Consider the following 25,407-nt stretch of genomic DNA (forward strand, 5'->3'; position numbering starts at 1 on the left):
ATGTTAACGATTTTTTTGGTCGGCATCCCGGTGATCCTGGTCAACATGCTGCTGCAATCCCTGGTATCCGTCTGGTGCATCCGTTTCTACGTCAAGCGATTCAATGAACGCGAGGGGGCCCTGGCCGGCATGCTGGCCCTGTTTGGCATCATCACCCTGGTGATGCTGGGCAACCTGGCCCAGATCGGCGTCTGGGGCGGGCTCTTCCTGTGGCTCGGGGAGTTCGACACCCTGCAGGAGGCCGTCTATCACTCCGGGGTCAACTTCGCCACCCTGGGCTATGGCGACATCGTCATGAGCCCGCAGTGGAAGCTGCTCGGCCCCCTGGAGGCGGTCAACGGCGCCCTGATGATAGGGCTCTCCGGCGCCTCCATGCTGGCGGTCTTGCAGCACCACATTCGCAAGCAGCTCGATGACGTGACCCCCTGACAGCGAGGGGCCACCTGCGGCAAACCCCTGCGGCAACAAAACGGGCCACTCTTTGGAGTGGCCCGTTTGCATACAGAGTGATCAATCGGGCCATGTCAGCCTGGAGGATCTACTCGGCGATCACCGTCTGCCAGGTCTTGAAACCGCCGGAGAGGTTCTTGACCCGAAAACCGTGCTGGCTCAGCAGGCGGCAGGCCACGTGACCCCGCAGCCCCACCTGGCAGCTGATGAGCAGCTCTTTATCCTTGGGCAGCTCATGGAGGCGGCTGCGCAGCTCGTCCAGAGGAATGTGCATCGCCCCCGGAATGCGCCCCAGCTTGTCGAGTTCGGGGCCGTTTCGCACATCCACCACCTGCTGATGGGGGTGGCGAGCCTGCACCTCGGCTGCGTGGCAGAGCAGGGTGTCCCCCTTCAGATGGTTGCTCGCAACGAACCCGGCCATGTTGATCACATCCTTGGCCGAGCCAAAGGGCGGCGCATAGGTGAGCTCCAGATCCTGCAGATCAAACACGGTGAGACCGGCACGCTGGGCCACCGCCAGCACGTCGATGCGCTTGTCGATGCCATCCTTGCCGATGGCCTGGGCGCCGTAAATCTTGCCATCGGGGGCAAACAGCAGCTTGAGGCTGACCGGGTGGGCGCCGGGATAATAGCCGGCGTGGCTGCCCGGGTGGACATAGACCTTCTCGAACGGCAGCCCCAGCTGCACCAGCCGCTTCTCGTTCAGCCCCGTGCTCGCCACCGCCAGATCGAACAGCTTGCAGATGGCGGTCCCTTGCGTCTTCTTGTAGGTTTCGGCTCGCCCCAGCATGTTGTCGGCGGCGATGCGCCCTTGACGGTTGGCCGGGCCCGCCAGCGGGATCAGCACGGACTCGCCGGTGACGAAATCGGTCTCCTCCACCGCATCCCCCACCGCGTAGATGAAGGGATCCGAGGTGCGCATGCCCGCATCCACCTTGATGCCGCCGCGGGGGCCCAGCACCAGCCCCGCCTTGGCGGCGAGCAGGGTTTCGGGCTTGACGCCAATCGCCAGGATCAGCAGGCCGGTGTCGAGATGAGAGCCGTCATTGAGGGTCAGACGCAGGCCGGCAGGCACCGCCGAGCCCTTCTCCGCCGGCAGCTCCAGGCTCTCGATGGCAGCGAGGCCGGTGCGCAGGCGAAGATCGACCCCCTCTTCGCGGATGCGGGCGTGGAGCAGGTTGGCCATCTCCTTGTCCACCGGCGCCATCACCTGATCGGAGAGCTCAAGCAGGGTGACCGCCAGCTTGCGCTGGTGCAGCGCCTCCATCATCTCCAGTCCGATGAAACCGCCCCCCACCACGGTGACGTGGCGGGGCTTGTCGTGCGCCAGCGCCGCCAGGATGCGATCCATGTCGGGAATGCTCCGCAGGGTGTGTACCCCCGGGCTGTCGATGCCGGGGAAGGGAGGCCGGATGGGGGCGGCGCCCGGGCTCAGCAGCAGCACGTCGTAGGCTTCGCGACGCTCTTCGCCGGTCAGCAGGTTGCGCACCAGCAGGCTCTTGCCGGCCCTGTCTATCTCGATGACGTCGTGAAACACCCGCACATCCACGTTGAACCGGCGCTTGAAGCTTTGCGGCGTCTGCAGCAGCAGGGCATCCCGATCCGGGATATCCCCCCCGATGTGATAAGGCAGACCGCAGTTGGCGAAGCTCACGAACTCGCCCCGCTCGAACATCACGATCTCCGCCTCTTCGCTCAAACGGCGGGCACGGGCGGCGGCGGACGCCCCCCCGGCCACACCACCCACAATCAGGATCCGTTTCATCTGCAAGACTCCACACAACAGGAAATGACCAATAAATTAGACTTATCTAATTTAGAACTCAATGAAATTTTGTTTGCCACGGATTTGCAGTATTCTTGCCCTCCGACAATTGCTCAACAGGATAGTGTCAGTTCATGTCGTCTACCGCGCTCAGCCATCTTCCGACCGCCAGCCAGGCGCCCCTGTTTTTCCGCCTGGATACCCGTAGTCAACGGCTGGTCGCCCTGACCGATGTGATGCAGACGCCGCTCCACTGGCTCGACGAGCCCCGCAGTGCCTGGCCGGCCCAATTGCCGGACGCCCTGCGCCAGCCCATCGAGCAGCGGCTGGCCAGCGGCAAGGGGGGCAAGCTGGTGCTGCGCTTTGACGCCCTCCTCTGGCACATTTCCCTCTCCCACGAGCAGGACGCCTTCTGGCTCATCTGCCTGCAGACCCAATCCCAGGAGAGCGCCGCCAGCCTGTCCCTGCAACTGCCGCGCCTGAGCCAGATGGCCAGCCAGCAGCAGTATGACGCCATGCTGGAGAGCCTCAAGGAGTGCCTGGGGGCCGATCGCCTGATCCTCTGGCACTACCAGGCCCATGGCGCCCTGGGCGGCGAGCAGCTGACCCCGGTGTTCACCCTGGGGGTGGACGCGCTCGGTGCCATTCGCGGAGACAGCCGCTACATCCGGGCCCTGCGCGCCCGGGGCGCCCTGAGTTTCTCGGAGGCGGCCCACCAGCCCATGTTGAGCCAGCACTACTACCTGGCCGATGCCAATGTCTGCTCCCGCCTGGACGGCGCCTTGCTGGAACAGGAGAAGCTCATCGGCGTGCTCAGCCTGGAGTATGCCGAGAGCACCCTCATCAGCGATGACACCCTGCAACTGGTACGTCATTGCGCCCGCTTGCTCGGCCACTGGCAGCCGGACCCCGTGGCGACCGACGCCCCGGACCTCGCGCCTCCCCCGGGGCTTGCCAACCTGACCGGCAACGATTACTGCCGCGCCCTGCTGCGCTGGGCAATGGGCCTGAGCGGTGCCCACATGGGCTGGATCGGCGAGTTTCAGCCTCGCGGCCAGGATCTCTGGCTCATTCCCCGCTGCGTGGTGGAGGGGGAGACCTTCGCCGTCGTCAAACCCATGCCCATGGACATCGGCCCGGGCCGGGAGATCTTCCAGCACGGGCAGAGCCTCTACGTGGAAGATCTGGCCCTGCGCTATCCCCAGTCCAGCCAGCTGCTGGCCCTCGACGCCAAGGCCTATGTCGGCATCCCCTTCCCGGGGCCAAACGGTCTCCCCCTGGGGCAGCTCACCCTGCTGCTCGCCACCCCTCTGGCCGATCCCGCGCCACTGCTGGACGTCCTCTACGAACAGCGCGAGCGGGCCGCCAGCGAGTTGCAGCGCCTGGCCAATGACGATGCCCTGCGCCTGGCCGAAGTGGCCTTCAACACCCACGACGGCCTGCTGGTGATGGATCACGGGGGCATCATCCTCAAGGTCAATGCCTCCTTCAGCCGCATCACCGGCTTTGCCAGCGAGGAGATGCTGGGCCTGCACATCGATGCCCTGAGGCCCACCTACTATGGCGACACCCTCAAGGAGGAGGTGATCGCGGCGGTCAACCGGCAGGGATACTGGCTCGGGGAGGAAAAATGTCTGCACCGGGAGGGACACCTCTTCCCGGTGCGGCTCATGGTGAGCGGGGTCAAGGACGAGGAAGAGGAGATCAGCCACTTCGTCTGCAGCTTCCACGACATCACCCAGGAGAAGGAGACCGCCCGCCACATTGAGCGCCTCGCCTACTACGACGACCTGTGCGATCTCTACAACAGGCGCAGCCTGACCGACATCATGCAGCGCACCCTGCAGACCCCGAGTGGCCAGTGGGGGGCCCTGCTGCTGCTGGATCTGGACAACTTCAAATCCATCAACGACTCCCTCGGTCACGCCTGCGGCGATCTGCTGCTCCAGGCCGTGGTGGTGCGACTCAAGTCCCTGCCCCAGGAGAACCTGGTGCTCGCCCGCACCTCGGGTGACGAATTTGCCCTGCTCTTCACGGCGCTGGGCCAGGGCTATATCACCGCCAAGATCCTGGCGGAGCACTTTGCCCGGGAGCTGATGGGGATCTTCCGTGCCCCCTTCGACATCGGCGATCACAAGCTGCACTGCAGCGCCTCCGTGGGGATCAGCCTGTTCAGCGATGACGACAAGGATCACCTTGTCCTGATGCAGCAGGCCGATACCGCCGTCCACATGGCCAAGCGCGCGGGCCAGGGCAACCATATCTTCTTCAGTGAAGCCATGGCGGAAAAAGAGAAGAGCAAGCTTTCTCTCAACAACCAGCTGCGCGATGCCCTGCGCAACAACGAGCTGGTGCTGCACTACCAACCCCAATACCGGGTCGACAACGGCACGCTCTCGGGCATAGAGGCGCTGCTGCGCTGGCAGAAGGCCGACGGCACCATGGTGCCCCCCGGGGAGTTCATCCCCATCGCCGAGGAGACCACCCTGATTCAGGAGATAGGCTACTGGGTGATGAAGACCGCCTGCGCCCAGTACAGCTTCTGGCTCAACAACGGTCTCGCCATCCCCCATCTGTCGGTCAACGTCAGCGCCCGCCAGTTCCACACCGCCGGTTTCGTGCAGCAGGTGGAGTACATACTGCGGGACACCGGGGTGCCACCGTCGCGCCTGCTGCTGGAGATCACCGAGTCCGTGGTGCTGGAAAACCGGCTGGAGAGCATCGCCAGGATCCGCCAGCTCAAGGCCCTTGGCCTGCTCATCTCCATCGACGACTTCGGCACGGGCTACTCGTCCCTGGCCTATCTGCGGGATCTGCCCGCCGACGAGGTGAAGCTCGACAGAAGCTTCATCCAGACCCTGGTCCACAGCGAACAGGACAAGGCCATCGTCAAGGCCATCCTGGATCTCGCCCGGGTGTTTCGTTTCACCGTCACCGCCGAAGGGGTGGAGGAAGAGGAGCAGCTCGCCGTGCTCAAGGCCCTGGGATGCCAGCATTATCAAGGCTTCCTCACCAGCCGGCCGCTCCCCGTCAAGGCACTGGAGAGCCTGCTGGGTGCCACCCCTGCGGGCTAAACTGGTAGGATTTATAGGGCTTTCTGTCATAAAATAACGACCGCTCGAACCTTGTCCGCACCATTGGAGTCGTCTATGTCAGTCATTAACCGGATCCCCGCCGTTGAATCCAAGGGACCTGCCACCCCCGGCACGCAGCGGATCCCGACCGTTGAAGCCAGCGACACCGGCACTACCGACATCATTGGCCGGATCCACTCCGTCGAGACCTGCGGGACCGTCGACGGCCCCGGCATCCGCTTCATCGTGTTCATGCAGGGCTGCCTGATGCGCTGCAAGTATTGTCACAACCGGGACACCTGGGACACCCAGGGCGGCCGCGAGGTCACCGTGCCCGAGCTGATGAAGGATCTCACCAGCTATCGCCACTTCATGAATGCCTCCGGCGGTGGCGTGACCGCCTCCGGCGGCGAGGCCATGCTGCAGCAGGAGTTCATCGCCGAACTGTTCACCGCCTGCAAGGCCCAGGGGATCCACACCTGCCTCGACACCAACGGTTTCGTGCGTCACTACGACGAACTGCTCGACCGGGTGCTGGACAACACCGATCTGGTGCTGCTCGACATCAAGCAGATCAACGACGAGAAGCATATCCCCCTCACCCACGTCAGCAACAAATACACCCTGGAGTTCGCCCGCTACCTGGCCTCCCGCGGTCAGACTATGTGGATCCGCTACGTGGTGGTACCCACCTGGTCCGACGATGACGAGAGCGCAGAAGGACTCGGCCAGTTCATCGCCGAGCTGGGGGAGTGCGTCGAGAAGGTGGAGCTGCTGCCCTACCACGAACTTGGCAAGCACAAGTGGGACGTGCTGGGAGATACCTACGATCTGGTCGGCATCAAGCCCCCCAGCAAGGAGACCATGGACAGGGTCCAGGGCATCCTTGGCAAGTATCACCCCAACGTGAAGTATTGAGACAGGAGGCCGCCCGGCAGAGGGCGGCCTCTTTTCATTGCGCCGGCGTTCGCCACGGCGCCATCACCGACAGCCGCATCCGGGGGAACCGCTCATGAGTGAAGGACAAGTCGCCGCCCTCCTGCTCTGGCTGGTGCTGCTCGCCTTCAGTCTGAACGCCTCCCTGCTGCGCACCCTTGGCGCCAACCCGCTCTATCAGCATCTTTGCCTCGGCGGCGCCATCGTACTGGTACCGCTGTGGACCTTGCGGGCCGGGTTGCACGAGGGGCTCGAGATCCACTTTCTCGGCCTCACCAGCCTGACCCTGTTGCTGGGCTGGCGCCTCGCCCTGCTCGCCCCCTGCCTCACCCTGCTGGTCCTCGCTTACTTCGGGGTCATCCCCCTGACCGACATCGGCTGGCAAGCCCTCATCGGCGTCGCCCTGCCGGTGGCCACCAGCTGGCTGCTGTTTCTGGGGAGCTGGGCCTGGCTGCCTCGCCACCTCTTCGTCTATCTGTTCGTGGCGGCATTTCTCGGGGGGGCGCTGAGCATTTCGGCCAAGGTGATCGCCAGCGCCTTGCTGATGGGGGTGAGCGGCACCTACTCCTGGCACACCATCAGCGCCGACTACCTCTCCATCTGGCCGCTGCTGCTCTTCCCCGAGGCGCTCCTCAACGGCATGACCATGACCCTGCTCGCCGTCTATCGCCCCCACTGGGTCAACACCTTCTTCGACAGGGAGTACCTGGGGCGCTGAGCCTGCCCGTGGCCCATAAAAAAAAGCCCGCAGTTGCGGGCTTTTTCTCTGCTGGCAGTCAGACGCTGCGCGGGCGCAGGTGGGCATGCCAGCGGGCTTCCCACTTCTTGAACAACCAGACGATGACGAAGGTGAGCAGCATGTAGAGCAGACCTGCGGTCAGGAACGCCTCGAACGGGCTGTAGTAGCGGGAGTTGATGATCCGCGCGGCCCCCGTCAGATCGACGATGGTGATGATGCCCGCCACCGCCGACCCCTGCAGCATGAAGATCACCTCGTTGCTGTAGGCCGGCAGCGCACGGCGAAACGAGTTGGGCAGGATGATGCGGGTGAGGGTCTGCCAGCGGGTCATGCCGAAGGCGCTTGCCGCTTCTATCTGCCCCTTGGGCATGTTCATCACGGCGCCACGCACTATCTCGGCGGTGTAGGCGCCGGTGTTGAGAGTGAACGCCAGCAGGGCACAGAACCAGGCTTCCGAGAAGAGGGACCAGGCCGCACTGTTCTTGAGCCACTCCCACTGGGCGGCACCGTAGTAGATGATGAAGAGCTGCACCAGGAGCGGGGTGCCACGGAAGAAGTAGATATAGGCCCAGATTGGCCCCTTTATCAACCAGTTGCGGCTGTTGCGCAGTATGCCCATGGGCACCGCCAGCATGAGCCCCAGCATGAGCGAGGCGGCCACCAGCCAGATAGTGGTATAGAGCCCCTCCCAGTAGGTGGGCCACTCCTTGAGAATGATCGAGAAATCCATGGCTTACCTCGTCTTGATGGCGTAGTGACGCTCGGCCCACTTGAGCGCCGAGGTAGAGACTGCGGTGAAGACCAGGAAGATCAGCGCCACCGCCATGTAGAAGGTGAAAGGCTGCTGGGTCGAGCCCGCCGCGAGCGACGCCTTTCGCACCATGTCATCGAGCCCGATGATGGAGACCAGAGCCGTGGTTTTCAGCAGCACCAGCCAGTTGTTGCCAAACCCGGGCAGGGCGTGGCGCATCATCTGGGGAAAGAGGATCCGCACAAAGACCTGGCTTGCCCGCATGCCGAAGGCACGGGCTGCCTCGAGCTCCCCCTTGTCCACCGCCAGGATGGCGCCGCGGAAGGTCTCGGTCATGTAGGCGCCGAAGATGAAGCCGATGGTGGCGACCCCGGCCGCAAAAGGGCTGATGTCGATGTAATCGGGCAGCAGGGAGACCCACTCCTGGTTCGGGTTGCTCGCCAGCAGGTGGTTGTTGTATGCCTCGTTGACCCAGGTGCAGATCCCGTTGATGAGCACCTGGCCGCCGAAGAAGAGCAGCATCATCAGCACCAGATCCGGGATGCCGCGAATGACGGTGGTGTAGGCCGCCGCGATGCCGCGTGCCCACTTGTAGGGAGAGAGCTTGGCCAGGGCCCCCAGCATGCCGAGCACCAGGGCCAGCAGCAGGGAGGCAAGCGCCACCTCCAGGGTGATCCAGGCCCCCTCCAGCAGAGAGGTTTCGTATCCTTTCAAATCAAACATATGCAATGCAGCTCCATCGCAATCGGGCCCGTCACTCCCAGCGGAAGGCAACGGGCCCGATGACTACTGACGGGATCAACCTGTCGTTGTTCGCCTTACGTCGGCTTACTCGCCGTACACGTCGAAGTCGAAGTACTTGTCGTTGATTTCCTTGTACTTGCCATTGGCACGCAGGGCCAGGATGGCGGCATTGAATTTCTCTTTCAGATCCTTGTCAGCCTTGCGCACCGCGATGCCGGCACCCTCGCCAAACCACTTGGGATCGGTCAGTTTCGGGCCGATGAACTCGAAGGCATCGCCCCCTTCCTTCTTCAGCAGGCCGTCGCTGATGGCGGCGGAGTCGGCCATCACGTAGTCGACACGGCCGGATTTCAGATCGAGGTAGGCTTCATCCGCAGTGCCGTAGCGCTTGATGGTGGCATTGGGGAAGTTGTCGGTGATGTAGGTATCCATGGAGGTGGCACGCTGCACGGCGATGGTCTTGCCGTCCATGAAGGCCTTGTCGAGCTGGATCTCGGTCCCTTTCTTGGCGGCGAAGCGCGCCGGGATGTGCTGGTACTTCTGGGTGAAGTCCACCTTCTTCTTGCGCTCTTCGGTGATGTCCATGGTGGCGATGATGGCGTCATACTTGCGCGACAGCAGCGCCGGAATGATGCCGTCCCAGTCCTGCTTGATCAGGGTGCACTTCACCTTCATCTCTTCGCACAGGGCGTTGGCGATGTCGATGTCGAAGCCTTTCACCTCGCCGCTCGGCTCGGTCCAGGAGAAGGGGGGATAGGCCCCTTCCACCCCGATCCGCACCTCTTTCCACTCCTTGGCCATCAGGCTACCGGAACACAGGGCCGTCATCACGGCAGTCGCCAGCATCAGCTTGTTCATGTATCTCTCCTTGATAAACACGTCGATCGTTGAAAGTACGGATGGTTGAAATTGAATCCCGTCCATCAATAGATGGACGAGATGAATTGCTTGAATCGCTCCGACTTGGGATGGGCGAAGATCTCCTTGGGATTGCCCTCCTCCTCCACGCGCCCCTGGTGCAGGAACATCACCTTGTTCGACACGTCGCGGGCAAAGGACATCTCGTGGGTCACCACCATCATGGTACGCCCCTCTTCCGCCAGCTCGCGCATCAGGCCAAGGACCTCCCCCACCAGTTCAGGGTCGAGGGCCGAGGTAGGCTCGTCAAACAGCATCACCTCGGGCTCCACCGCCAGCGCCCGGGCGATGGCGGCCCGCTGCTGCTGACCGCCGGAGAGGTGACCGGGATAATAGTCGCGACGCTCCCACAGCCCCACCCGGTTGAGCAGATGCTCCGCCTTGGCGATGGCCTCGGCACGGGGCACCTTGAGCACCTGGATGGGCACTTCGATGATGTTCTGCATGATGGTCATGTGGGACCAGAGATTGAAGCTTTGAAACACCATGGCCAACCGGCTGCGGATACGCTCCACCTGGCGCATGTCTTCCGGCAGGCGCTCGCCGGAACGGCTGGTTTTCATCCGGATCAGCTCCCCATGGAGGGAGACGCTGCCCGATGAGGGGGTTTCAAGCAGATTGATACAGCGTAGAAAGGTCGACTTCCCCGAACCCGAGGAGCCGATGAGGGAGATCACATCCCCCTTGTGGGCCGTCATATCGATGCCCTTGAGCACTTCGTGGGTGCCAAAATACTTGTGCAGATCACGAACTTCCAGTGCGGCAACGTCGCTCATCCATTACAACCTTGTCTGTCCCTAGACGCCGCTTCGGCGTGACTCCACCATCGTCCATTTAACAAAACGTTAACCGATGGCAACCTTCAGCGAAAATATCATTGAGGTAGTGAAAAAACAATACAGAACCGAGGTATTTGGTGTTTTATCTGTATTTTTATTGGCCTATTGAGTATTTTTCAGCACTTTGTCTGCATAAAATCCATTTTTTGTCGCACCTTACCTACCGCTCTTTTATACCCGCAGCGCACTGGTAGCAAGCATATTTCACCATATCCGCCAGATGTCATCCAAAAGGACTTTATTCACCCGGGCAGATTCCCCTTCTCTCGTCATTTCATGGGGATGAAATTGATTTCTCAGGTGATGTGGCCCTCTTTCCCCGTTTGCGTACAGAGCCGACTGTCATCAAAAAACACAACAATATGATAAAAAAGTCCCGTATGGGCCATGCTGATGCACAGATCCGTGACACAGGTGCAACAAGTCGTGATAAGGTGCCGTTTTTCCACGTTTTGTGATCGAGGCCCCGATGTTGCTCAATGTGTTGCTGATCCTGCTGCCGCTCGTGATCGGCTATCTGGTTCCCCTCTCTTCCGCCCGTCTGATCAAGCTGGTCAACCAGTCCCTGGGCAAGATGGTCTACCTCATCCTGTTCCTGATGGGTCTGGGGCTGGCCTATGTGGAGAACCTGGGCAGCAACCTAGCAGTGATCTTCAAGGTGGCAGGGGTGATGCTCGCAGCCATTACCCTCTGCAACCTGCTGGCCCTGTGGTGGCTGGACAAGCGCAGCCCCCCCACCCACGAGGCCAGTGACGGCAAGATGCCGAGCAAGCTGCACCTGTTGTGGGAATCCCTCCAGCTCTGTTTCGTGGTGCTGGGGGGCGTCTTGCTGGGGCTGGTGGTGGACCTGCGCGCCCTGCCCATCGACAAGTTGAGCGAGTGGGCCCTGATGCTGCTGCTCTTGCTCATCGGCATCCAGATGCGCAACTCCGGCATGCGCCTGCGCCAGATCCTGCTCAATCCCTGGGGCATGAAGATCGCGCTCACCGTCATCCTCAGCAGCTGGCTCGGCAGCCTGCTGGCCGCCCAGCTGCTCGGCATGCCCTTTGCCCATGGCCTCGCGATGAGCTCCAGTTTTGGCTGGTATTCGCTCTCCGGCATTCTGGTAGCGGACAAGCTGGGCCCGGTGCTGGGCTCCGCCGCCTTCATCAATGATCTGGGGCGCGAGCTTATCGCCATCCTCATCATCCCGGTGCTGATGCGCCGCCACCCCAGCGCCGCCATCGGCTACGGCGGCGCGACGGCGCTGGACTTCACCCTGCCTGTCATCCAGAAATCCGGCGGCATCCAGGTGGTGCCGGTGGCCATCGTCTCCGGCTTTATCCTGAGTCTGCTCGGCCCCATTCTGATCCTGGGGTTCCTGGCTATCTGAGCCCCATGGCACGACAAAGCCCGGCACTGCTGCCGGGCTTTTTGTTGATGAACTGAGCGGGCTGGATGACAGGCGCCGGTATTCAGGTGCGCCACCGACCCCCACTCATCACCCGCTCGATGGCGAACGTATCAGGATCGATCAGCAGCAGATCCGCATCCTGCCCTACCCCCAGAGTACCCTTGCTCGCAAGCCCCAGCGCCCTGGCCGGATTGGCCGTCACTACCGCCAGTGCCGTCTCCAGCGCCACCCCCTTGCCGCAGGCCGCCACCACCTCCTGCCACAGGCTCCCTATCTGGCCGCAGCGCAGCTCGATGAGTCGCCCCTCGCCGTCAAAGCGCGGCAGACTGGCGTTGGCGTCCGAACTGAAGCTGATGCGATCCACGGGCACGCCGGCCGCCAGCAACGCCACCAGGGCGTCGGCCGCGAGCCGCTCCCCGTCGTCCAGCAAGTCCGGGAAGCTCGACGTGGTGAGGTCGACCCAGCCGCCTGCCCGACCCCACTCGATGGCCTCGGCAAAGAGCCAGGTATTGCGGTTGCAGTGGGTGGGGTAGAGCTGGCGAAGCGGTATGTCGGTGTCATCCCGCAACGCCCGCAGGGGCGCCAGCGCCCCGCGGCCATCCCCCAGGTGAAAGAAGCTGACGCCACTTTTGCCCGACAACAGCCCGGCCACCCGCGCCTCGCTCGCCAGCCGCGCCAGCTCGTCGTGGGTGGGGGCGCTGGATCTGTGATCGCTGATGGCCACCTCCCCCACCCCCAGCACCTCGGGGATCAGCATGATGTCCGACTCCACCGTGCCGGTGAGGGTCTTGACCGGCAGGTGGTAGGAGCCGGTGTACATGAAGGCGCTCACCCCGGCTTCTCGAAACTCGCGCACCTTCCCCAGCACCTGGGCCGGGCTGCGGGTCAGGCTGTCGGTGCCGAGCGCCGCCACGAGCGTGGTGACCCCCGCCGCAAGGGCCTCCCTTGCCGAGAGCTCCGGCGTGCGAAAGCCGAAGCCTCCCTCGCCGCCGCCTCCCGTGATATGGGCGAGCGGGTCAACCAGTCCGGGCACCAGATAGCGGCCGCCAGCGTCCACCCGCGTCAGTGGCCAGTCGGCCGGAACCGTCAGTCCCTTGCCCATCCAGGCGATGCGACCATCCGCCACCAGCAGATCCTGCTGGCCAAGCGGGGCCGGACTATGGATCTGCGCACCCTCGATCAGGGTCAACATGGGATCTCTCCTTGCTGCATGAAAAAGGAGGGAGCAGGCTCCCTCCGACTGTTACCCATCAACCGCCATAGATATCGTACTTGAAGTACTTCCGGTTGATCTCCTGATACTTGCCGTTGGCGCGCAGGGCCTTGATGGCGTCGTTCAGCCTGGCCCTGAGATCCTGATCCCCCTTGCGCACCGCGATCCCCATGCCGTCGCCAAACCATTGACGGTCGGTCAGGGCCGGCCCCACATAGTCGAACTTGTCGCCCCCTTCCTTGCCAAGCAACCCTTGTTCGATGGCCGAGGCGTCTGCCAGCAGGGCCAGCACCCGTCCCGCCTTCAGGTCGAGGTAGGCTTCATCGGCACTGCCGTAACGCACTATGGTGACGCTGGAGCCGAAGTTGTCGGTCAGGTACTTGTCGTGGGTGGTGGCCCGCTGCACGCCGATGCGCTTGCCCGCCATCCCTTCCGGCGTCAGCGTCAGTTCGGTGCCCCTGGCCGCCACGAAGCGGTTGGGAATGTGGGCATATTTCTCGGTGAAGTCGACCTTCTTGCGCCGCTCGTCGGTGATCGACATGGCGGCGATGATGGCGTCGTACTTGCGCGACAGCAGGGCCGGGATCATGCCGTCCCAATCCTGGGCCACCAGTTCGCACCTGACGGCCATCTGCTGGCACAGGGCGTTGGCAAGATCGATGTCAAATCCCTTGATCTCTCCGGACGCATCGGTCCATGAGAAGGGTGGATAGGCCCCCTCCACGCCAAAGCGTACCGTCTTCCACTCCTTGGCGGTGACGGGGGTGGCGAGCAGACAGGCAGCAACAAGGGCTGACAGGGTCAGTGTGGTCTTCATCGTGAGTACTCCATTACATAAAAAGCGCACAGGCGCGGTCAAGGCATCGCAGGCAGAGGCAAGCGATGGCCAACAAACGGCAAATTGCAGATGAGCGGGATTACGCCGCCATGGGCGTCAATGAACTGCTCCGGGGCCTCGACCTATTCGTCGAACCACTCGGAGAGATAGAAAGGCTTGAAGTAGAAGGCCAGAAAAAAGCCTCTGGCTTTGCGCATCATGGTGATTTGTCGCGTCCTGTGACAAAGATGGCAAGCACCTTACCACGCCTCAAATTTGCCCGGCAAGGGGACTTGGGGATGAAACATCCTGCCCATGGTCAATCCGGCCACGATTCGTTAGGCTCGGATCACCCGTTCACGCCCAGGCACGCGAGCCCCATCCCATGAATTTTCTCGCCCACCTCCATCTGGCGGCCCATACCGGCAGCTCCCTCACCGGCAACCTGCTGGGGGACTTCATCAAGGGTCCGCTACCGACGGGTCTGGCTGACCACTTCGACGAGGGGATCTGGCTGCACCGCAAGATAGACGCCTTCACCGATGCCCACCCGGCCCATCGGGCCGCCGTGGCGAGCTTCGCCCCCCCCTGGCGCCGCTTCGGCGGCATTGTGGTGGATATGCTCTACGATCACTGGCTCAGCCAGCACTGGCAGAGGTTCAGCGCAGCCCCCCTGCCCCGCTTTCTGGCGCAGAGCTATGGTCAGCTTCTCCTGGATCATCACAGCCTGCCACAGGGCCTGCCGATGGCCCTGCGGCGCATGGCCGAGCAGGACTGGCTGGCCTCCTACCAGTACCGGGAAGGGGTGGGGGCGGCCCTCAACGGCATCGGTCGTCGGCTGCGCCGCCCCGTGCCGCTCGGGGAGGCGCTCCACACCCTGGATCAGGCTCGCTGGACCGAGGCCGAGCACGCCTTCCTGCACTTCTACCCGGAGCTGATGCGCTTTTGCGAGGCGCAGATCGCCGCCCACCGCACTGCCACCTCATCCCCGCCATAAAAAACGCCCCGAGCGGGGCGTTGTCATCGGGGGAACGCTCAGGCCTTGGGGCTGGCCGGCAGGAAGCGAAACGCCATGGCCGGGACGAATTTCTCCGCCGTCTCCCCCGCATAGAGCTGCTGCTCGGTCAGGGGCAACTTGCGCACCGGGGCCCCCGCGGCGAGATCCAGCTTGTCCATGCTCACCCAGAAGGTGTTGGGCAGATGGGTCAGCTCGAAGAAATAGCGGCGATGCTGCTGATCCGCCACGCTGCGCCACAGGGTGGTGGAGATGTTGGGCTGATCCGGGGTGCTGATCCCCATGGGTACCGAGACGTTGCGCATCACGCTCATCACCCCGGCCACCGCCTCGTTGGCCTGGTCGGTCTTTGGCAGGGTCTTGATGTAGAAGGAGGCGCGGGCAAAACGGTCCGCCGAGCGGTTGGTGCCGGGCAGCATGGTGAGACCGCCAATCTCCTCCCAGTAGTCGTTGAGGGCCAGTTGCTTGTCAAAGGTCGGCGAGTTGGTCATCACCTGATAGCTGCGGTCGTGGTAGATCTGCAGCTTGCCCCCCACGTACTGGAAGATAGCGGAATCGCCGCTCGCATCGGAGAGGGAGAGGTGCAGCTGGCCCGGCTTGCCATCCGGGGTCAGGGTGGTCACCACATAGAACTCGTCCTTCGACAGGGCCTCGACCGCCTCGGCCACGGTGGCGAAGTTGTCCAGCGCGTACTGGGCCCAGAGCGAGATGGAGAGAGTCTTGCGCGGATCCTTGTCGCTCGGGGTCACATACTCGGACTCGGTCAGATAGAGGAGGTTGGCCACCAGCCCCTTCTCGTTCATGCCGTCGGCAGTGCCTGCATCGAAGCCTGCCGCCACCACGGAGCCGTAGCGCGACGTCCACGTCATGGAGTGCGCACCAGCCTCCCCTTCCCGCGCGATGCCACGGGGCAGCGCCCAGAGATTGGTCGGCATGGCGCTGCGCCAGTCCATGGTACGACCGGTCACCACCAGCGCCCCCTCCCCCTGATAGACGGCGCGGGTACAGGCATCGGCGAGGGAGCTGACGGAGAGGGAGACGGTCAGGGCCAGCAGGGTCTTGTGCAACAGGGGGGAACGCAGGATTGTCATGTGGATCACTCGAGTCTGGTGAAAACACAAGCATACCCCTTTTTGCATAACAGGGGCTGACTGAGACTGGCAAGCCAGGTGACAGATCTGCCAACAGAGGCACTTCCCTGCCAATCAGCGATCAATATCCATAAATTAATCAAAGAGATAAGCAAGCCACTTCGGGGCGATACCGCCAGATGCCATTCGCTGGCTTGCGTCAATTTCAGACACATTCCCTGCCCGCCAGCAGGCGGACAGGGAGGGGCTCAGCCTTCCTTCTTGCGGATACTCAGCCCCAGCTCGCGGCCGCGCAGGCGGGCATAATAGATGGTGCCCACAAACGCCAGGGTGGTGAGCACCAGCTCCACCACCGCCAGCCACCGCTCCCCCTCATCCGTGGTGATCAGGGTCAGGGCGTGCAGGAAGTAGGGCATCAGCACGAAATTGCCCCAGGCGTGGGTGTAGGGATTGCCCTGCACTATGCCCTTGAGGGGGAAGAGCAGCGGCACCGTCCAGATCACCGGCAACAGCCAGGGATTGAGGTCGGGGTGGGGCGAGAGCCAGAGGTGCCAGAGCAGCACCCAGGCCAGCAGGCCGAAAAAACCGGCCAGGGTCAGCAGACGGGCGAAGCGGGTGCTCACTTGAGGATCTCCAGCACCTGCTCGGGCGGACGGCCGATGCGGGCCTGCCCGTTCTTGATGACGATGGGGCGCTCGATGAGCTTGGGGTGCTGGTGCATGGCACGAATGAGGTCATCGCCGCTCACCTCGCCGAGCCCCAGCTCCTTGTAGAGATCTTCCTTGGTGCGCATCAGCTGTCGGGGATCCGTGAAGCCAAGCTGACTCAGGAGGGTGCGGATCTGTGCCTCGCTCGGGGCCTGCTCCAGATAGAGCACCACCTCGGGGGCGACCCCGTGCTGTTCCAGCAAGGCCAGGGTTTCACGGCTCTTGGAGCAGCGCGGATTGTGGTAGATTTGGGTCTCGCTCATGATAACTCCCTGATTAATCGCAAGATGGGACAAGAAATGGCGCTATTGTAGGGGAAACGGATGGTCAGGGTAAGCGGGAAGGCTATGGAAATGAAACGGATCTGTTGGCTGATTGTGGCAACCCTGCTGGGGGCCTGCAGCCCGGCACCCGACTTCACCGACGGCGCGGGAAAGAAGGTCAGCCTCGCGGATCTCGGTGGCAAGCCGCTGCTGGTCAACTACTTCGCCCCCTGGTGCGCCCCCTGCCTGCGGGAGATGCCCCTGCTGGCAACATTGCACCAGGAAGGGCGGATCCGGGTGATCGCCATCAACTATGACCCCGCCTCCCCCGCCGAACTGACCGAGCTGGCACAGCGCCACGCCATCAGGGTTCCCCTGATGATCCCGGATGACGACGCCCGCCTCCCGTTCCCAAGGCCCGGGGCGCTGCCCACCAGCTATCTGCTCGATGCCAGGGGCACGCTGCTGGAGACCCTGGTGGGGGAGCTGGACGAGCAGAAGATAGGCGAGATAAAACGCCGCCTGGTGAACGCCCCATAGCAGAGCTATCCATCACTCTCATTTCTTCATCATCAAGAGGCGTTGAAACCGATGAAAGGCCCGATTTTAGCCTGCAATACAAGGCGGGGTGCCCCCAAAGGAGCACCCCGCCTGCCATCAACCCGCTCCGGACTCAGCCCTTGAGGCTGTCCAGATCCTTCTTGGCCCGCTCCAGCTGGGTGATGCGCGCCTCGATGCGGGCCAGGGTCAGCTTGTCGCTGGTGGTGCCCCGGGCCACGATCAGTTCGTCGATGGCCGCCTGGTAGTCCCCGCGCAGGGAAAGGGTCTCCGCCCGTGCCATGTGCAGGTCCGTCATCCTGCCCGCCTTGCGGTAGGCGTCCGACAGCAGGCTCCAGGCCAGGCTGTTCTCGTCGTGCTCCCGGGCATAAGGGTCCAGGATGGCGATGGATTTCTTGTAGTTGCCCCCCTCCAGATAGGCGTTGCCGAGGTTCACCACCACCACCTCGTTGTCCGGCATCCGGGTGCGGAAACGCTCCAGTCTGGCGATGGCCTGGGCGCTGCGCCCCTTGGCGAGATCGATGTCGGTCAGGGCATCCACCACGAAGAGATCCTCCGGGTGACGGGTCGCCAGCTCCTGCATCAGGGCGTCGGCCTCATCGGTACGTTTGAGCTGCAGCAGCGCCAGCGCTTTGCCGTAGGTGGCCGCATCCTTGAGCGGGTAGTCCCCCTTCTGCAGGCGGCTGTCGAAGTAGGTGAGCAGCGCCTGGGGCGTCTCGGTGCCATAGCGCACCTGGATGCGCACCTTGGCCAGCCAGAAGTCCAGGCTCGGCGGCAGGGCGCGCGCACCATAGCTCCCGGCCCGGGCACGGGCTTCGCTGATCCGGGTCTCCGGCAGGGGGTGAGTCAGCAGCATCTCCGGCGGCTTGCTGGCATAGCGGTACTCCGCCGCCAGCTTCTGGAAGAAGTTGGCCATGCCCATGGGATCGAACCCGGCGTCATACAGCGTCTTCATGCCGATGCGATCCGCCTCGTATTCGTTGTCCCGGGTGTAGTTGATGGCCGACTGCATCGACAAGCCAAGCGTGGTCTGCAAGGCCGCGATGCCGGCGGTGGGGTTGATCACCGCGAGTGCAATGGAGCCCACCAGGCCGGCCAGGGTCATGGCGGAGCTGCTCGCCTGTGCCTCCATGTAACGGGCGATGTGACGCTGGGTCACGTGGGTGATTTCGTGGGCCAGTACCGAGGCCAGCTCGCTCTCGCTCTCGGCGTAGAGGAAGAGGCCGGTGTGCACCTTGACCCGGCCACCGAGGAAGGCCGCCGCGTTGATGCTGGGATCGTTGATGAGGAAGAAGGTGAACGGGAAGCGCACCCCGTCGGCATTGGTCAGCAGCCGCTGGCCCAGATCGTCGATGTATTCGTTGAGCACGGGGTCATCGATGATGGGCAGGCCCGCCCGGGCAAAACGCATGAAGGCGTTGCCGTAGCGCACCTCCTGCTCGATGGGCAGTGCGGCGACCCCGGCGGTACCGATGTCGGGCAACTGGTTGCTCCCCTGGGCGTGGAAGGTCGCCCCCATCAGGGTGACCAACAGGGGAAGCGATGCTATCAGGGGGGAAAAACGTGCCACGTTATCTCTATCTCCAATCAGACCCCAGCGGGCATCGGCAGAATACCCTTGCCATTCAAGGCCCACAAGCGTTGTTTCATCCTCTCATCACGGCCATAATGACCGCCACGCACGCGATGGAGTTCTCATGGAACAGCTCGACCTGACCCCCTGGCGTTGTCCCGAGCCCCTCATCCGGCTCAAGCTCTGGTTGCGCCAGGCCCGGCCCGGTCAATCCGTGTGCATCCAGCTCGGGGATGCAGGCTCCCGGCAGGACATTCCCGCCTATCTGCGCCGTCAGGGTCACCATGTCCAGACCCGGGAAGAGTCAGCTGCCCGCCTCTCCCTGCTGCTCGTCGTTGCCCGTCCCCCCCGGGACGCCCTGCTCACCCCCGAGCCCATGCCACCCACCCCGTGAGCCGCCATTCAAGGAAGCCTCGATGTTAGATGTATTGAAGCGCTGGTATCAGACCCGTTTTTCCGACCCCGATGCCGTCACCCTCTTCCTGCTGCTGGTCTTCTGCTTTGCCGTGCTCTGGCTGTTTGGGGATCTGCTGGCACCGCTGCTGGTGGCCCTGGTGATGGCCTATCTGCTGGAGTGGCCGGTGAGTCGCCTGCAACGGGGCGGTCTTTCTCGCACCGTCGCCACCAGCCTGGTCCTGCTGCTGTTCATCACGGTGACGACCCTGATGCTGCTGGGCCTCATCCCGACGCTGGTGAGCCAGGGGGTCAACCTGGCCAAGGAGGCGCCCGCCATGCTGGCCCATGCCCAGGACTATGTCCGCACCCTGCCGGAAAAATACCCCGAGATCATCGACGTCAGCCTGGTGGAGACCATCATCGACAACATTCGCCAGCGCATCCTGACCGGCGGTGAACAACTGGTGAGTGCCTCTTTGAGCTCCCTCATCAACGTGGTGGCCATCCTCATCTACGCCATCCTGGTGCCCCTGATGGTCTTCTTCATGCTCAAGGACAAACAGGTGCTGATGGGGGGCATGCGCCGCTTCCTGCCCCGCAACCGCACCCTGGTGAACCGGGTCTGGGTGGAGATGAACGACCAGATCATCAACTACATCCGCGGCAAGGTGATCGAGATCGTCATCGTCGGCATCGCCACCTATGTGCCCTTCGCCCTGATGGGATTGCGCTACTCCGCCCTGCTGGCGGTCGCGGTGGGCTTCTCCGTGCTCATCCCCTATATCGGCGCCGCCGCCGTGACCGTGCCGGTGGCCATGGTGGCCCTGTTCCAGTGGGGGCTGACCCCCGACTTCGCCTGGCTGATGGTGGCCTATCTCGTGATCCAGGCCCTCGACGGCAACCTGCTGGTCCCCCTGCTCTTCTCCGAGGCGGTCAACCTGCACCCGGTGGCCATCATCATCGCCGTGCTGGTGTTTGGCGGTCTGTGGGGCTTTTGGGGCGTCTTCTTCGCCATTCCCCTCGCCACCCTGGTCAAAGCGGTGCTCAACGCCTGGCCCAAGCGGGAAGATCTCCCCCGCCCCGCCCCCTGACCCTGGCAAGGGGCGAGGCCGGGTCTCGCCCCTTCCAGATACCGGCCACCAGCAGCACCTCCGTGACGCTGGCTCATGCTTGCCTTGTCGGGTTTAATTGAAAACCGACATCCGTCTGACTTGCTACGCTGGTCTGATTCGTTACCACTGCCTACCCACCGACAAGGATCTGTCATGCCCCCACTCCCTGCCCTGCGCCATGCCTCTCTGGGTGCCTTTCTGGCACTGCTGCTCTGCTCACCCGTCCGGGCAGACCTCGACATCGGGGCCCTCAGCACCTTCTCCAGCGACAGCCCCGACAGCCCCATTCCCAAGGGGTTGGTGCTGGGCGGGGCCGTCATCGGCGGTCAGGCCCGTTACCAGCACCAGGACGACACCCTGATGCCCATCCCGGGGGCCCTCTATTTTGGTGACAACCTGATGTATCTGGGGGATCGGGCCCGCTACTACCTCAGCCGGGATGGCAACCTCTCGACCTATGCCTTCGGCCGGATGCGCTTTGGCAACCTGGACCCGGACGACGATCCCTTCCTCCATGGCATGGAGAAGCGCAAGGGGCAGTTCGAAGCAGGGTTCGGGGCCGATCTCATCACTCCCTACGCCCTCTGGAGCGTGCGGGCCACCACGGATGTGACCGGCACCAGCAACGGTCAGGAGCTGATGCTGTGGGCCAACTTCCCCATCATCCGCGGTCCCCTGCTGCTGATGCCGGGAGCCGGCGTCATGCTGCGCAGCCACAACCTCGCCAACTACTACTTCGGCGGTGTCTCGCAAGACGAAGCGAGGGCGGACAGGCCGGCGTGGAACACGGGCACCACCCTCTCCCCCATGGTCTCCCTCATCGGCAGCTATCGCTTCAGCGCCAACTGGATTGGCGGCTTTGGCATCAACTACGAGCGCTACGACGACGACATCGCGGACAGCCCCATCGTCCAGCATCAGGGAGAACTCTATGCAGGCTTCGGGGTGGGCTACATCTGGTAGCCCCATCCGGACTGGACAACAAAAAAGGAGCCCATGGCTCCTTTTTTACGGCTATCCGGCGCAGCGTCACCCTGCCACTTCGGCGAGAAATGCCGCCAGCGCCCGGTTGATAAACGCGGGGTTCTCCAGGGTCGAGATGTGACCGGCCCCCGGGATCTCCCTGAACGGGCACCCCAGCACCTCGGCCATCAGATACCCCTCCAGCACAGGGCGAGCCTTGTCCTCGCACCCCGTCATCACCAGTGCGGGCAGCCTCATCTCTTCGAGCCAGTCGATGCGATCCTCCCGGGTCACGAAGCTGCGCCCCACCGCCACCAGGCTCGCCACCTTGTCGGCGGGCCATTGGGCCAGCCGGGCCTTGAAACCGGCCATCAGGGCCGCGTCCGGTTGATGGGCGAAGAAGAGCGGAGCCACCTGATCGGCGATGGGCGCAGGCACGGCGCCGACCTGCTCGATCATCGCCAGCATGCCGAGATAGCGCTCGCAGGTGATCTGGGGTTCAAGGCCGACGAAGCTGTCCATCAGCACCAGGCCCTTGAGGCGAGCAGGCGCCATGCGCGCCAGCTCCACGCCCCACATGCCACCGATGGAGAGCCCCACCAGCACGCACTCGTCGATGCCGAGGGCATCGAGCAGCGCCAGGTGATCCCGGGCCAGGGTCGCCAGGGTGCAGGGCCCCTCGGGCAGCACATCGGAATCCCCGTGACCCCAGAGCTCGGGCACGATGCAGCGATACTGCCCCTTGAGGGCCTCGATTTGCGGTGCCCACATGGCACTGTCCCACAGGTAGCTGTGGCCAAAGAGCAGTGCCGGACCCTGCCCCTCGTCCAGATAGGCCATGCGGCGGCCCGCTATCTCCATAAACTGCTTCATGTTTTCTCCTGTTGCCAGCGGCGATGAAACTGGCTTTCCTATTTTTCTGTTGCCAGCGGCTGATGAGGCGGCAGTGTAACACGCCACCCTTGGCAGGGGTGCCCGCCTGGTGCAAGCTGGAGAGACTCACATCGAGGAGTCACCAAGGAGAGGATGATGGCCAAGGAAAAGAGCAAGAAACGCCCCCGTCTGGACAAGAAGACCTACGAACATCACCTGGCCCACCTGCAGGAGGAGCTGGTCAAGTTGCAGGAGTGGGTCAAGCAGGAGGGGCTCAAAGTGGTGGTGCTGTTCGAGGGGCGCGACGCCGCGGGCAAGGGGGGCGTCATCAAGGCGATCACCGAGCCCCTCAACCCCCGGGTCTGCCGGGTCACCGCCCTGCCCGCCCCCTCGGATCGGGAGCGCACCCAGTGGTACTTCCAGCGCTACGTGGCGCACCTGCCCTCGGCGGGCGAGATGGTGCTGTTTGACCGCTCCTGGTACAACCGGGCCGGGGTCGAACGGGTGATGGGCTTTTGCAGCGACGACGAGTATCGCGAATTCCTGCGCGCCTGCCCCGAATTCGAGCGGATGTTGATCCGCTCCGGCATCACCCTCATCAAATACTGGTTCTCGGTCAGCGACGAAGAGCAGGAGAAACGCTTCAAGGAGCGCATCAACACTCCCATCAAGCGCTGGAAATTCAGCCCCATGGATCTGCAATCCCGCTCCCGCTGGGTCGAGTATTCCCGCGCCAAGGATGACATGTTCACCTACACGGATACCGAGGATTGCCCCTGGTTCGTGGTGGACGCCGACGACAAGCGCCGCGCCCGCCTCAACTGCATCTCCCACCTCCTTGGCAAGGTGCCCTACGAGGCGATCCACTACGAACCTATCACCCTGCCTCCCATCAAGACCGAAGGGTATGAGCGCCCTCCGCTCACCAGCCAGCACTTCGTGCCGGACGTCACCGCCGCCCTCGAGTCAGACAAGCACGGGCAGTGACGGCCCCGGCCAGCCGCCCCTGCTGGCCGGGCCCGGGCTTCGGATGACGGGCAATAAAAAGCCGGTCTTGCGACCGGCAAAAGGCATTGAACGTATAGAAAGGAAAACCTGGCACTCTCGCCCTCTCAGGCGCGGATATATTTGGCCGTGCGCGGGAACGCCTGCTCTTTGGCATCGAACAGGTAGCAGGCTTCGGCCGGGATGCCGATGCTGTACTCCTGGCCGGTGGCCACGTCGATGTCGGAGCTCGCCTTGACGGTGAAGTCATGACCATCCACGTCCATGTAGACGAAGGACTCGGCCCCCAGGTGTTCGGCTACCTGCACCACGCCGCTCACGCGGCTGTCGGCATGGGCATGACCCAGCGGCACCAGGTGCTCGGGGCGAATGCCCAGCTCCACCTTGTCGCCCACCGCGCCGCGACGGGCATCCACCCGGGCACGCACGGTATCGCCGGAGGTGAGCTTGACCACGCACTCCTGCTCCCCGATCTCCACCAGCTCGCCCGCCAGGAAGTTCATCTTGGGGGAGCCGATGAAGCCTGCCACGAACTTGTTGTCCGGGTTGTGGTAGAGCTCGAGGGGGGTGCCGAACTGCTCCAGGTTGGTGGCCGCCTCGCCCTTGAGCGGGCTCAGCACCACGATGCGGTTGGCTAGCGTCATGGCCTCCACCTGGTCGTGGGTCACGTAGATGATGGTGGAGTTGAGCTCCTTGTGCAGCTTGGCGATCTCGATGCGCATCTTGACCCGCAGAGCGGCGTCGAGGTTCGACAGCGGTTCGTCAAACAGGAACACCTGCGGCTGCTGGACGATGGAGCGGCCGATGGCCACCCGCTGGCGCTGACCGCCAGAAAGGGCCTTGGGCTTGCGGTCCAGCAAAGGCTCGAGACCCAGGATCTCGGCGGCGCGCATCACCCGCTTGTGGATGTTCTCCTTGTCCATCTTCTTGAGCTTGAGGCCAAAAGCCATGTTCTCGTAGATGTTCATGTGCGGGTAGAGGGCGTAGGACTGGAACACCATGCCCACGTTGCGCTCCACCGGCGGCACGTCGTTCATGTAGCGCCCGCCGATGGTCAGCTCGCCGCTGGTGATGTCTTCCAGACCCGCGATCATCCGAAGCAGGGTGGACTTGCCGCAGCCGGACGGGCCGACGAAGACGATGAACTCCCCTTCCTTGATGTCCAGGTTGATACTGCGCAGGGTGTCCTTGTGGACAGCCGGGTCGTAATTTTTGCGAACGTTGTTGAGTACTACTTCAGCCATGTCGAGCTCCGCTCTTGAATCTTTGCAAATCGTGATGACGGGGGGAGCCAGCTCCCCCGGCCATGAACCGTTAACCTTTCACGCCGCCTGCGGTCAGACCGCCCACCAGCCAGCGCTGGGCGAGCAGGAACACGACCGTGATGGGGAAGCCTGACAGCACGGCGGCTGCGGCGAAGTCACCCCACAGGTAGTTCTGCGGATAGAGGTACTGCTGGGCCCCGACCGCCAGGGTCAGATTGTTCACATCCTGCAACAGGATGGAGGCCATGGGCACCTCGGTGATGGAGCCGATGAAGGCCAGGATGAACACCACCGCCAGAATGGGCACCGACAGGGGCAGCAGGATCAGGCGGAACGCCTGCCACGGAGTAGCGCCATCGATGGCCGCCGCCTCCTCCAGGGAGGAGTCGATGGTCTCGAAGTAGCCCTTGATGGTCCAGACGTGCAGGGCGATGCCCCCCATGTAGGCCAGGATCAGGCCGCCGTGGGTGTTGAGACCCAGCCAGGGGATGTAGTCACCGATCTTGTTGAAGAGCGCGTAGATGGCCACCAGTGCCAGCACCGCCGGGAACATCTGGAAGATCAGCATGCCCTGCAGGATGGTGGACTTGCCACGGAACCGCAGACGGGCGAAGGCGTAGGCACAGGTGGTGGAGAGCACCACTATCATCAGGGCGGTGATGCCCGCCACCTTGATGGAGTTCCACAGCCAGGTCAGCACCGGGAACGGCGGCGGCGTGATGCTGCCGTCGGCGTTGGTGATGGACATGCCGAGCGCCAGCTTCCAGTGATCCAGGGTCGGATTGGTGGGGATGATCTCCCCCACCGAGAAGTTGCCGTTACGGAACGAGATGGCGATGACCATGATCAGCGGGAAGATGATCAGTGCCAGGAAGCCCCACATCACCAGGTGAGTTGCCCACACCCGGTATTTGACAGATTTGGGTTGAACGATTGCCATGTTGAAG

The 25,407-nt window shown here is 63.3% G+C and carries 26 protein-coding genes; 12 read left to right on the top strand and 14 right to left on the bottom strand.

The features are described from left to right. Complete coding sequence (locus tag AB5Y80_RS18110) at positions 1-429, top strand: ion channel (RefSeq protein WP_323921019.1); 429 nt, start codon at positions 1-3, stop codon at positions 427-429. Positions 430-538: 109 nt separating this feature from the next. On the opposite strand, the gene AB5Y80_RS18115 is transcribed toward AB5Y80_RS18110, so the two are convergent. Further along, on the bottom strand, positions 539-2,215 hold the full coding sequence (locus AB5Y80_RS18115) for an FAD-dependent oxidoreductase (RefSeq protein ID WP_368173308.1): 1,677 nt from the start codon (positions 2,213-2,215) through the stop codon (positions 539-541). A gap of 134 nt (positions 2,216-2,349) precedes the next feature. On the opposite strand from AB5Y80_RS18115, the gene AB5Y80_RS18120 reads away from it, so the two are divergent. From AB5Y80_RS18120 to AB5Y80_RS18130, 3 genes are all read left to right on the top strand, one after another. Continuing rightward, complete coding sequence (locus tag AB5Y80_RS18120) at positions 2,350-5,289, top strand: EAL domain-containing protein (RefSeq protein ID WP_368173309.1); 2,940 nt, start codon at positions 2,350-2,352, stop codon at positions 5,287-5,289. A gap of 75 nt (positions 5,290-5,364) precedes the next feature. Continuing rightward, positions 5,365-6,207 carry a pyruvate formate lyase 1-activating protein gene (pflA, locus tag AB5Y80_RS18125; protein WP_010674272.1) on the top strand — a complete coding sequence of 281 codons (843 nt, stop codon included), beginning with the start codon at positions 5,365-5,367 and terminating at the stop codon, positions 6,205-6,207. A gap of 94 nt (positions 6,208-6,301) precedes the next feature. Further along, positions 6,302-6,943, top strand: coding sequence for an energy-coupling factor ABC transporter permease (locus tag AB5Y80_RS18130; protein WP_368173310.1), 642 nt, complete (start codon positions 6,302-6,304; stop codon positions 6,941-6,943). Positions 6,944-7,001: 58 nt separating this feature from the next. Here the strand turns inward: AB5Y80_RS18130 and AB5Y80_RS18135 are convergent, their stop codons facing one another. The 4 genes from AB5Y80_RS18135 to AB5Y80_RS18150 form a co-directional block, all read right to left on the bottom strand. Beyond that, on the bottom strand, positions 7,002-7,694 hold the full coding sequence (locus AB5Y80_RS18135; protein ID WP_010674270.1) for an ABC transporter permease: 693 nt from the start codon (positions 7,692-7,694) through the stop codon (positions 7,002-7,004). Positions 7,695-7,697: 3 nt separating this feature from the next. Further along, a complete protein-coding gene (locus tag AB5Y80_RS18140) occupies positions 7,698-8,438 on the bottom strand; it encodes an ABC transporter permease (protein WP_010674269.1) in 741 nt (246 codons plus the stop codon). A 105-nt stretch (positions 8,439-8,543) separates the two neighbouring features. Beyond that, on the bottom strand, positions 8,544-9,317 hold the full coding sequence (locus AB5Y80_RS18145) for an ABC transporter substrate-binding protein (protein WP_010674268.1): 774 nt from the start codon (positions 9,315-9,317) through the stop codon (positions 8,544-8,546). A gap of 65 nt (positions 9,318-9,382) precedes the next feature. Then, positions 9,383-10,153: an ABC transporter ATP-binding protein gene (locus AB5Y80_RS18150; protein ID WP_010674267.1), complete on the bottom strand. Its 771-nt coding sequence runs from the start codon at positions 10,151-10,153 to the stop codon at positions 9,383-9,385. A gap of 532 nt (positions 10,154-10,685) precedes the next feature. Between AB5Y80_RS18150 and AB5Y80_RS18155 the strand changes: the two genes are divergently transcribed. Further along, positions 10,686-11,588: a lysine exporter LysO family protein gene (locus AB5Y80_RS18155; RefSeq protein WP_041215456.1), complete on the top strand. Its 903-nt coding sequence runs from the start codon at positions 10,686-10,688 to the stop codon at positions 11,586-11,588. An 82-nt stretch (positions 11,589-11,670) separates the two neighbouring features. On the opposite strand, the gene iadA is transcribed toward AB5Y80_RS18155, so the two are convergent. Further along, the gene (gene iadA / locus AB5Y80_RS18160) at positions 11,671-12,801 is read right to left on the bottom strand and encodes a beta-aspartyl-peptidase (RefSeq protein WP_103259869.1); all 1,131 of its coding nucleotides are present in this window, start codon (positions 12,799-12,801) and stop codon (positions 11,671-11,673) included. 58 nt (positions 12,802-12,859) lie between these two features. After that, positions 12,860-13,639, bottom strand: a complete 780-nt coding sequence (locus AB5Y80_RS18165) for an ABC transporter substrate-binding protein (RefSeq protein ID WP_103259868.1) — start codon at positions 13,637-13,639, stop codon at positions 12,860-12,862. Positions 13,640-13,704: 65 nt separating this feature from the next. Between AB5Y80_RS18165 and AB5Y80_RS18170 the strand changes: the two genes are divergently transcribed. Together AB5Y80_RS18170 and AB5Y80_RS18175 are read left to right on the top strand one after the other, a co-directional pair. Then, on the top strand, positions 13,705-14,028 hold the full coding sequence (locus AB5Y80_RS18170; protein ID WP_029314324.1) for a hypothetical protein: 324 nt from the start codon (positions 13,705-13,707) through the stop codon (positions 14,026-14,028). Next, positions 14,025-14,636 (top strand): ACP phosphodiesterase, encoded by a 612-nt coding sequence (locus AB5Y80_RS18175; protein ID WP_103259866.1) that lies wholly within the window; start codon positions 14,025-14,027, stop codon positions 14,634-14,636. Before AB5Y80_RS18170 ends, AB5Y80_RS18175 begins: the two co-directional genes overlap by 4 nt. A gap of 38 nt (positions 14,637-14,674) precedes the next feature. Here AB5Y80_RS18175 and AB5Y80_RS18180 read toward each other — a convergent pair whose 3' ends face one another. From AB5Y80_RS18180 to arsC, 3 genes are all read right to left on the bottom strand, one after another. Beyond that, a complete protein-coding gene (locus AB5Y80_RS18180) occupies positions 14,675-15,745 on the bottom strand; it encodes a linear amide C-N hydrolase (protein WP_103259865.1) in 1,071 nt (356 codons plus the stop codon). A gap of 248 nt (positions 15,746-15,993) precedes the next feature. After that, positions 15,994-16,368, bottom strand: coding sequence for a DUF2069 domain-containing protein (locus AB5Y80_RS18185; protein ID WP_010674261.1), 375 nt, complete (start codon positions 16,366-16,368; stop codon positions 15,994-15,996). Continuing rightward, the gene (arsC, locus tag AB5Y80_RS18190) at positions 16,365-16,715 is read right to left on the bottom strand and encodes an arsenate reductase (glutaredoxin) (RefSeq protein WP_010674260.1); all 351 of its coding nucleotides are present in this window, start codon (positions 16,713-16,715) and stop codon (positions 16,365-16,367) included. The genes AB5Y80_RS18185 and arsC overlap by 4 nt, the downstream gene beginning before the upstream one ends. Before the next feature lie 60 nt (positions 16,716-16,775). On the opposite strand from arsC, the gene AB5Y80_RS18195 reads away from it, so the two are divergent. Continuing rightward, positions 16,776-17,255 carry a TlpA disulfide reductase family protein gene (locus AB5Y80_RS18195; RefSeq protein WP_103259864.1) on the top strand — a complete coding sequence of 160 codons (480 nt, stop codon included), beginning with the start codon at positions 16,776-16,778 and terminating at the stop codon, positions 17,253-17,255. A gap of 133 nt (positions 17,256-17,388) precedes the next feature. Here AB5Y80_RS18195 and AB5Y80_RS18200 read toward each other — a convergent pair whose 3' ends face one another. Continuing rightward, entirely contained in the window at positions 17,389-18,843 is a 1,455-nt protein-coding gene (locus AB5Y80_RS18200; protein ID WP_368173311.1) for a M48 family metalloprotease, read from the bottom strand. A gap of 127 nt (positions 18,844-18,970) precedes the next feature. Between AB5Y80_RS18200 and AB5Y80_RS18205 the strand changes: the two genes are divergently transcribed. The 3 genes from AB5Y80_RS18205 (at position 18,971) to AB5Y80_RS18215 (ending at position 21,317) form a co-directional block, all read left to right on the top strand. After that, positions 18,971-19,240: a sulfurtransferase TusA family protein gene (locus tag AB5Y80_RS18205; RefSeq protein WP_103259863.1), complete on the top strand. Its 270-nt coding sequence runs from the start codon at positions 18,971-18,973 to the stop codon at positions 19,238-19,240. A 22-nt stretch (positions 19,241-19,262) separates the two neighbouring features. Further along, positions 19,263-20,333 carry an AI-2E family transporter gene (locus AB5Y80_RS18210; protein ID WP_323899826.1) on the top strand — a complete coding sequence of 357 codons (1,071 nt, stop codon included), beginning with the start codon at positions 19,263-19,265 and terminating at the stop codon, positions 20,331-20,333. 174 nt (positions 20,334-20,507) lie between these two features. Beyond that, on the top strand, positions 20,508-21,317 hold the full coding sequence (locus AB5Y80_RS18215) for a MipA/OmpV family protein (protein WP_232091542.1): 810 nt from the start codon (positions 20,508-20,510) through the stop codon (positions 21,315-21,317). Between the two features lie 66 nt (positions 21,318-21,383). On the opposite strand, the gene AB5Y80_RS18220 is transcribed toward AB5Y80_RS18215, so the two are convergent. Continuing rightward, positions 21,384-22,190: an alpha/beta fold hydrolase gene (locus tag AB5Y80_RS18220; protein WP_124245214.1), complete on the bottom strand. Its 807-nt coding sequence runs from the start codon at positions 22,188-22,190 to the stop codon at positions 21,384-21,386. A gap of 156 nt (positions 22,191-22,346) precedes the next feature. Here AB5Y80_RS18220 and ppk2 point away from each other — a divergent pair, with 156 nt between their 5' ends. Beyond that, the gene (ppk2, locus tag AB5Y80_RS18225; protein ID WP_010674253.1) at positions 22,347-23,177 is read left to right on the top strand and encodes a polyphosphate kinase 2; all 831 of its coding nucleotides are present in this window, start codon (positions 22,347-22,349) and stop codon (positions 23,175-23,177) included. A 125-nt stretch (positions 23,178-23,302) separates the two neighbouring features. Here the strand turns inward: ppk2 and AB5Y80_RS18230 are convergent, their stop codons facing one another. Continuing rightward, a complete protein-coding gene (locus AB5Y80_RS18230) occupies positions 23,303-24,439 on the bottom strand; it encodes an ABC transporter ATP-binding protein (RefSeq protein WP_041212788.1) in 1,137 nt (378 codons plus the stop codon). Positions 24,440-24,509: 70 nt separating this feature from the next. Then, complete coding sequence (gene malG, locus AB5Y80_RS18235; protein WP_010674251.1) at positions 24,510-25,400, bottom strand: maltose ABC transporter permease MalG; 891 nt, start codon at positions 25,398-25,400, stop codon at positions 24,510-24,512. Between the last annotated feature and the right edge of the window lie 7 nt (positions 25,401-25,407).

This window comes from Aeromonas sp. R2-1 (assembly GCF_040908425.1).
Lineage (GTDB): Bacteria > Pseudomonadota > Gammaproteobacteria > Enterobacterales > Aeromonadaceae > Aeromonas > Aeromonas caviae.

Coding starts and splice junctions, on each gene's coding strand:
- AB5Y80_RS18210 (WP_323899826.1), top strand. CDS start 19,263: ATGTTAGATGTATTGAAGCGCTGGTATCAGACCCGTTTTTCCGACCCC.
- iadA (WP_103259869.1), bottom strand. CDS start 12,801: ATGTTGACCCTGATCGAGGGTGCGCAGATCCATAGTCCGGCCCCGCTT.
- AB5Y80_RS18110 (WP_323921019.1), top strand. CDS start 1: ATGTTAACGATTTTTTTGGTCGGCATCCCGGTGATCCTGGTCAACATG.
- pflA (WP_010674272.1), top strand. CDS start 5,365: ATGTCAGTCATTAACCGGATCCCCGCCGTTGAATCCAAGGGACCTGCC.
- AB5Y80_RS18130 (WP_368173310.1), top strand. CDS start 6,302: ATGAGTGAAGGACAAGTCGCCGCCCTCCTGCTCTGGCTGGTGCTGCTC.
- AB5Y80_RS18215 (WP_232091542.1), top strand. CDS start 20,508: ATGCCCCCACTCCCTGCCCTGCGCCATGCCTCTCTGGGTGCCTTTCTG.
- AB5Y80_RS18205 (WP_103259863.1), top strand. CDS start 18,971: ATGGAACAGCTCGACCTGACCCCCTGGCGTTGTCCCGAGCCCCTCATC.
- AB5Y80_RS18170 (WP_029314324.1), top strand. CDS start 13,705: ATGGCCAACAAACGGCAAATTGCAGATGAGCGGGATTACGCCGCCATG.
- malG (WP_010674251.1), bottom strand. CDS start 25,400: ATGGCAATCGTTCAACCCAAATCTGTCAAATACCGGGTGTGGGCAACT.
- AB5Y80_RS18230 (WP_041212788.1), bottom strand. CDS start 24,439: ATGGCTGAAGTAGTACTCAACAACGTTCGCAAAAATTACGACCCGGCT.
- AB5Y80_RS18165 (WP_103259868.1), bottom strand. CDS start 13,639: ATGAAGACCACACTGACCCTGTCAGCCCTTGTTGCTGCCTGTCTGCTC.
- AB5Y80_RS18135 (WP_010674270.1), bottom strand. CDS start 7,694: ATGGATTTCTCGATCATTCTCAAGGAGTGGCCCACCTACTGGGAGGGG.
- AB5Y80_RS18150 (WP_010674267.1), bottom strand. CDS start 10,153: ATGAGCGACGTTGCCGCACTGGAAGTTCGTGATCTGCACAAGTATTTT.
- ppk2 (WP_010674253.1), top strand. CDS start 22,347: ATGGCCAAGGAAAAGAGCAAGAAACGCCCCCGTCTGGACAAGAAGACC.
- AB5Y80_RS18175 (WP_103259866.1), top strand. CDS start 14,025: ATGAATTTTCTCGCCCACCTCCATCTGGCGGCCCATACCGGCAGCTCC.
- AB5Y80_RS18180 (WP_103259865.1), bottom strand. CDS start 15,745: ATGACAATCCTGCGTTCCCCCCTGTTGCACAAGACCCTGCTGGCCCTG.
- AB5Y80_RS18145 (WP_010674268.1), bottom strand. CDS start 9,317: ATGAACAAGCTGATGCTGGCGACTGCCGTGATGACGGCCCTGTGTTCC.
- arsC (WP_010674260.1), bottom strand. CDS start 16,715: ATGAGCGAGACCCAAATCTACCACAATCCGCGCTGCTCCAAGAGCCGT.
- AB5Y80_RS18140 (WP_010674269.1), bottom strand. CDS start 8,438: ATGTTTGATTTGAAAGGATACGAAACCTCTCTGCTGGAGGGGGCCTGG.
- AB5Y80_RS18220 (WP_124245214.1), bottom strand. CDS start 22,190: ATGAAGCAGTTTATGGAGATAGCGGGCCGCCGCATGGCCTATCTGGAC.
- AB5Y80_RS18195 (WP_103259864.1), top strand. CDS start 16,776: ATGGTCAGGGTAAGCGGGAAGGCTATGGAAATGAAACGGATCTGTTGG.
- AB5Y80_RS18155 (WP_041215456.1), top strand. CDS start 10,686: ATGTTGCTCAATGTGTTGCTGATCCTGCTGCCGCTCGTGATCGGCTAT.
- AB5Y80_RS18120 (WP_368173309.1), top strand. CDS start 2,350: ATGTCGTCTACCGCGCTCAGCCATCTTCCGACCGCCAGCCAGGCGCCC.
- AB5Y80_RS18115 (WP_368173308.1), bottom strand. CDS start 2,215: ATGAAACGGATCCTGATTGTGGGTGGTGTGGCCGGGGGGGCGTCCGCC.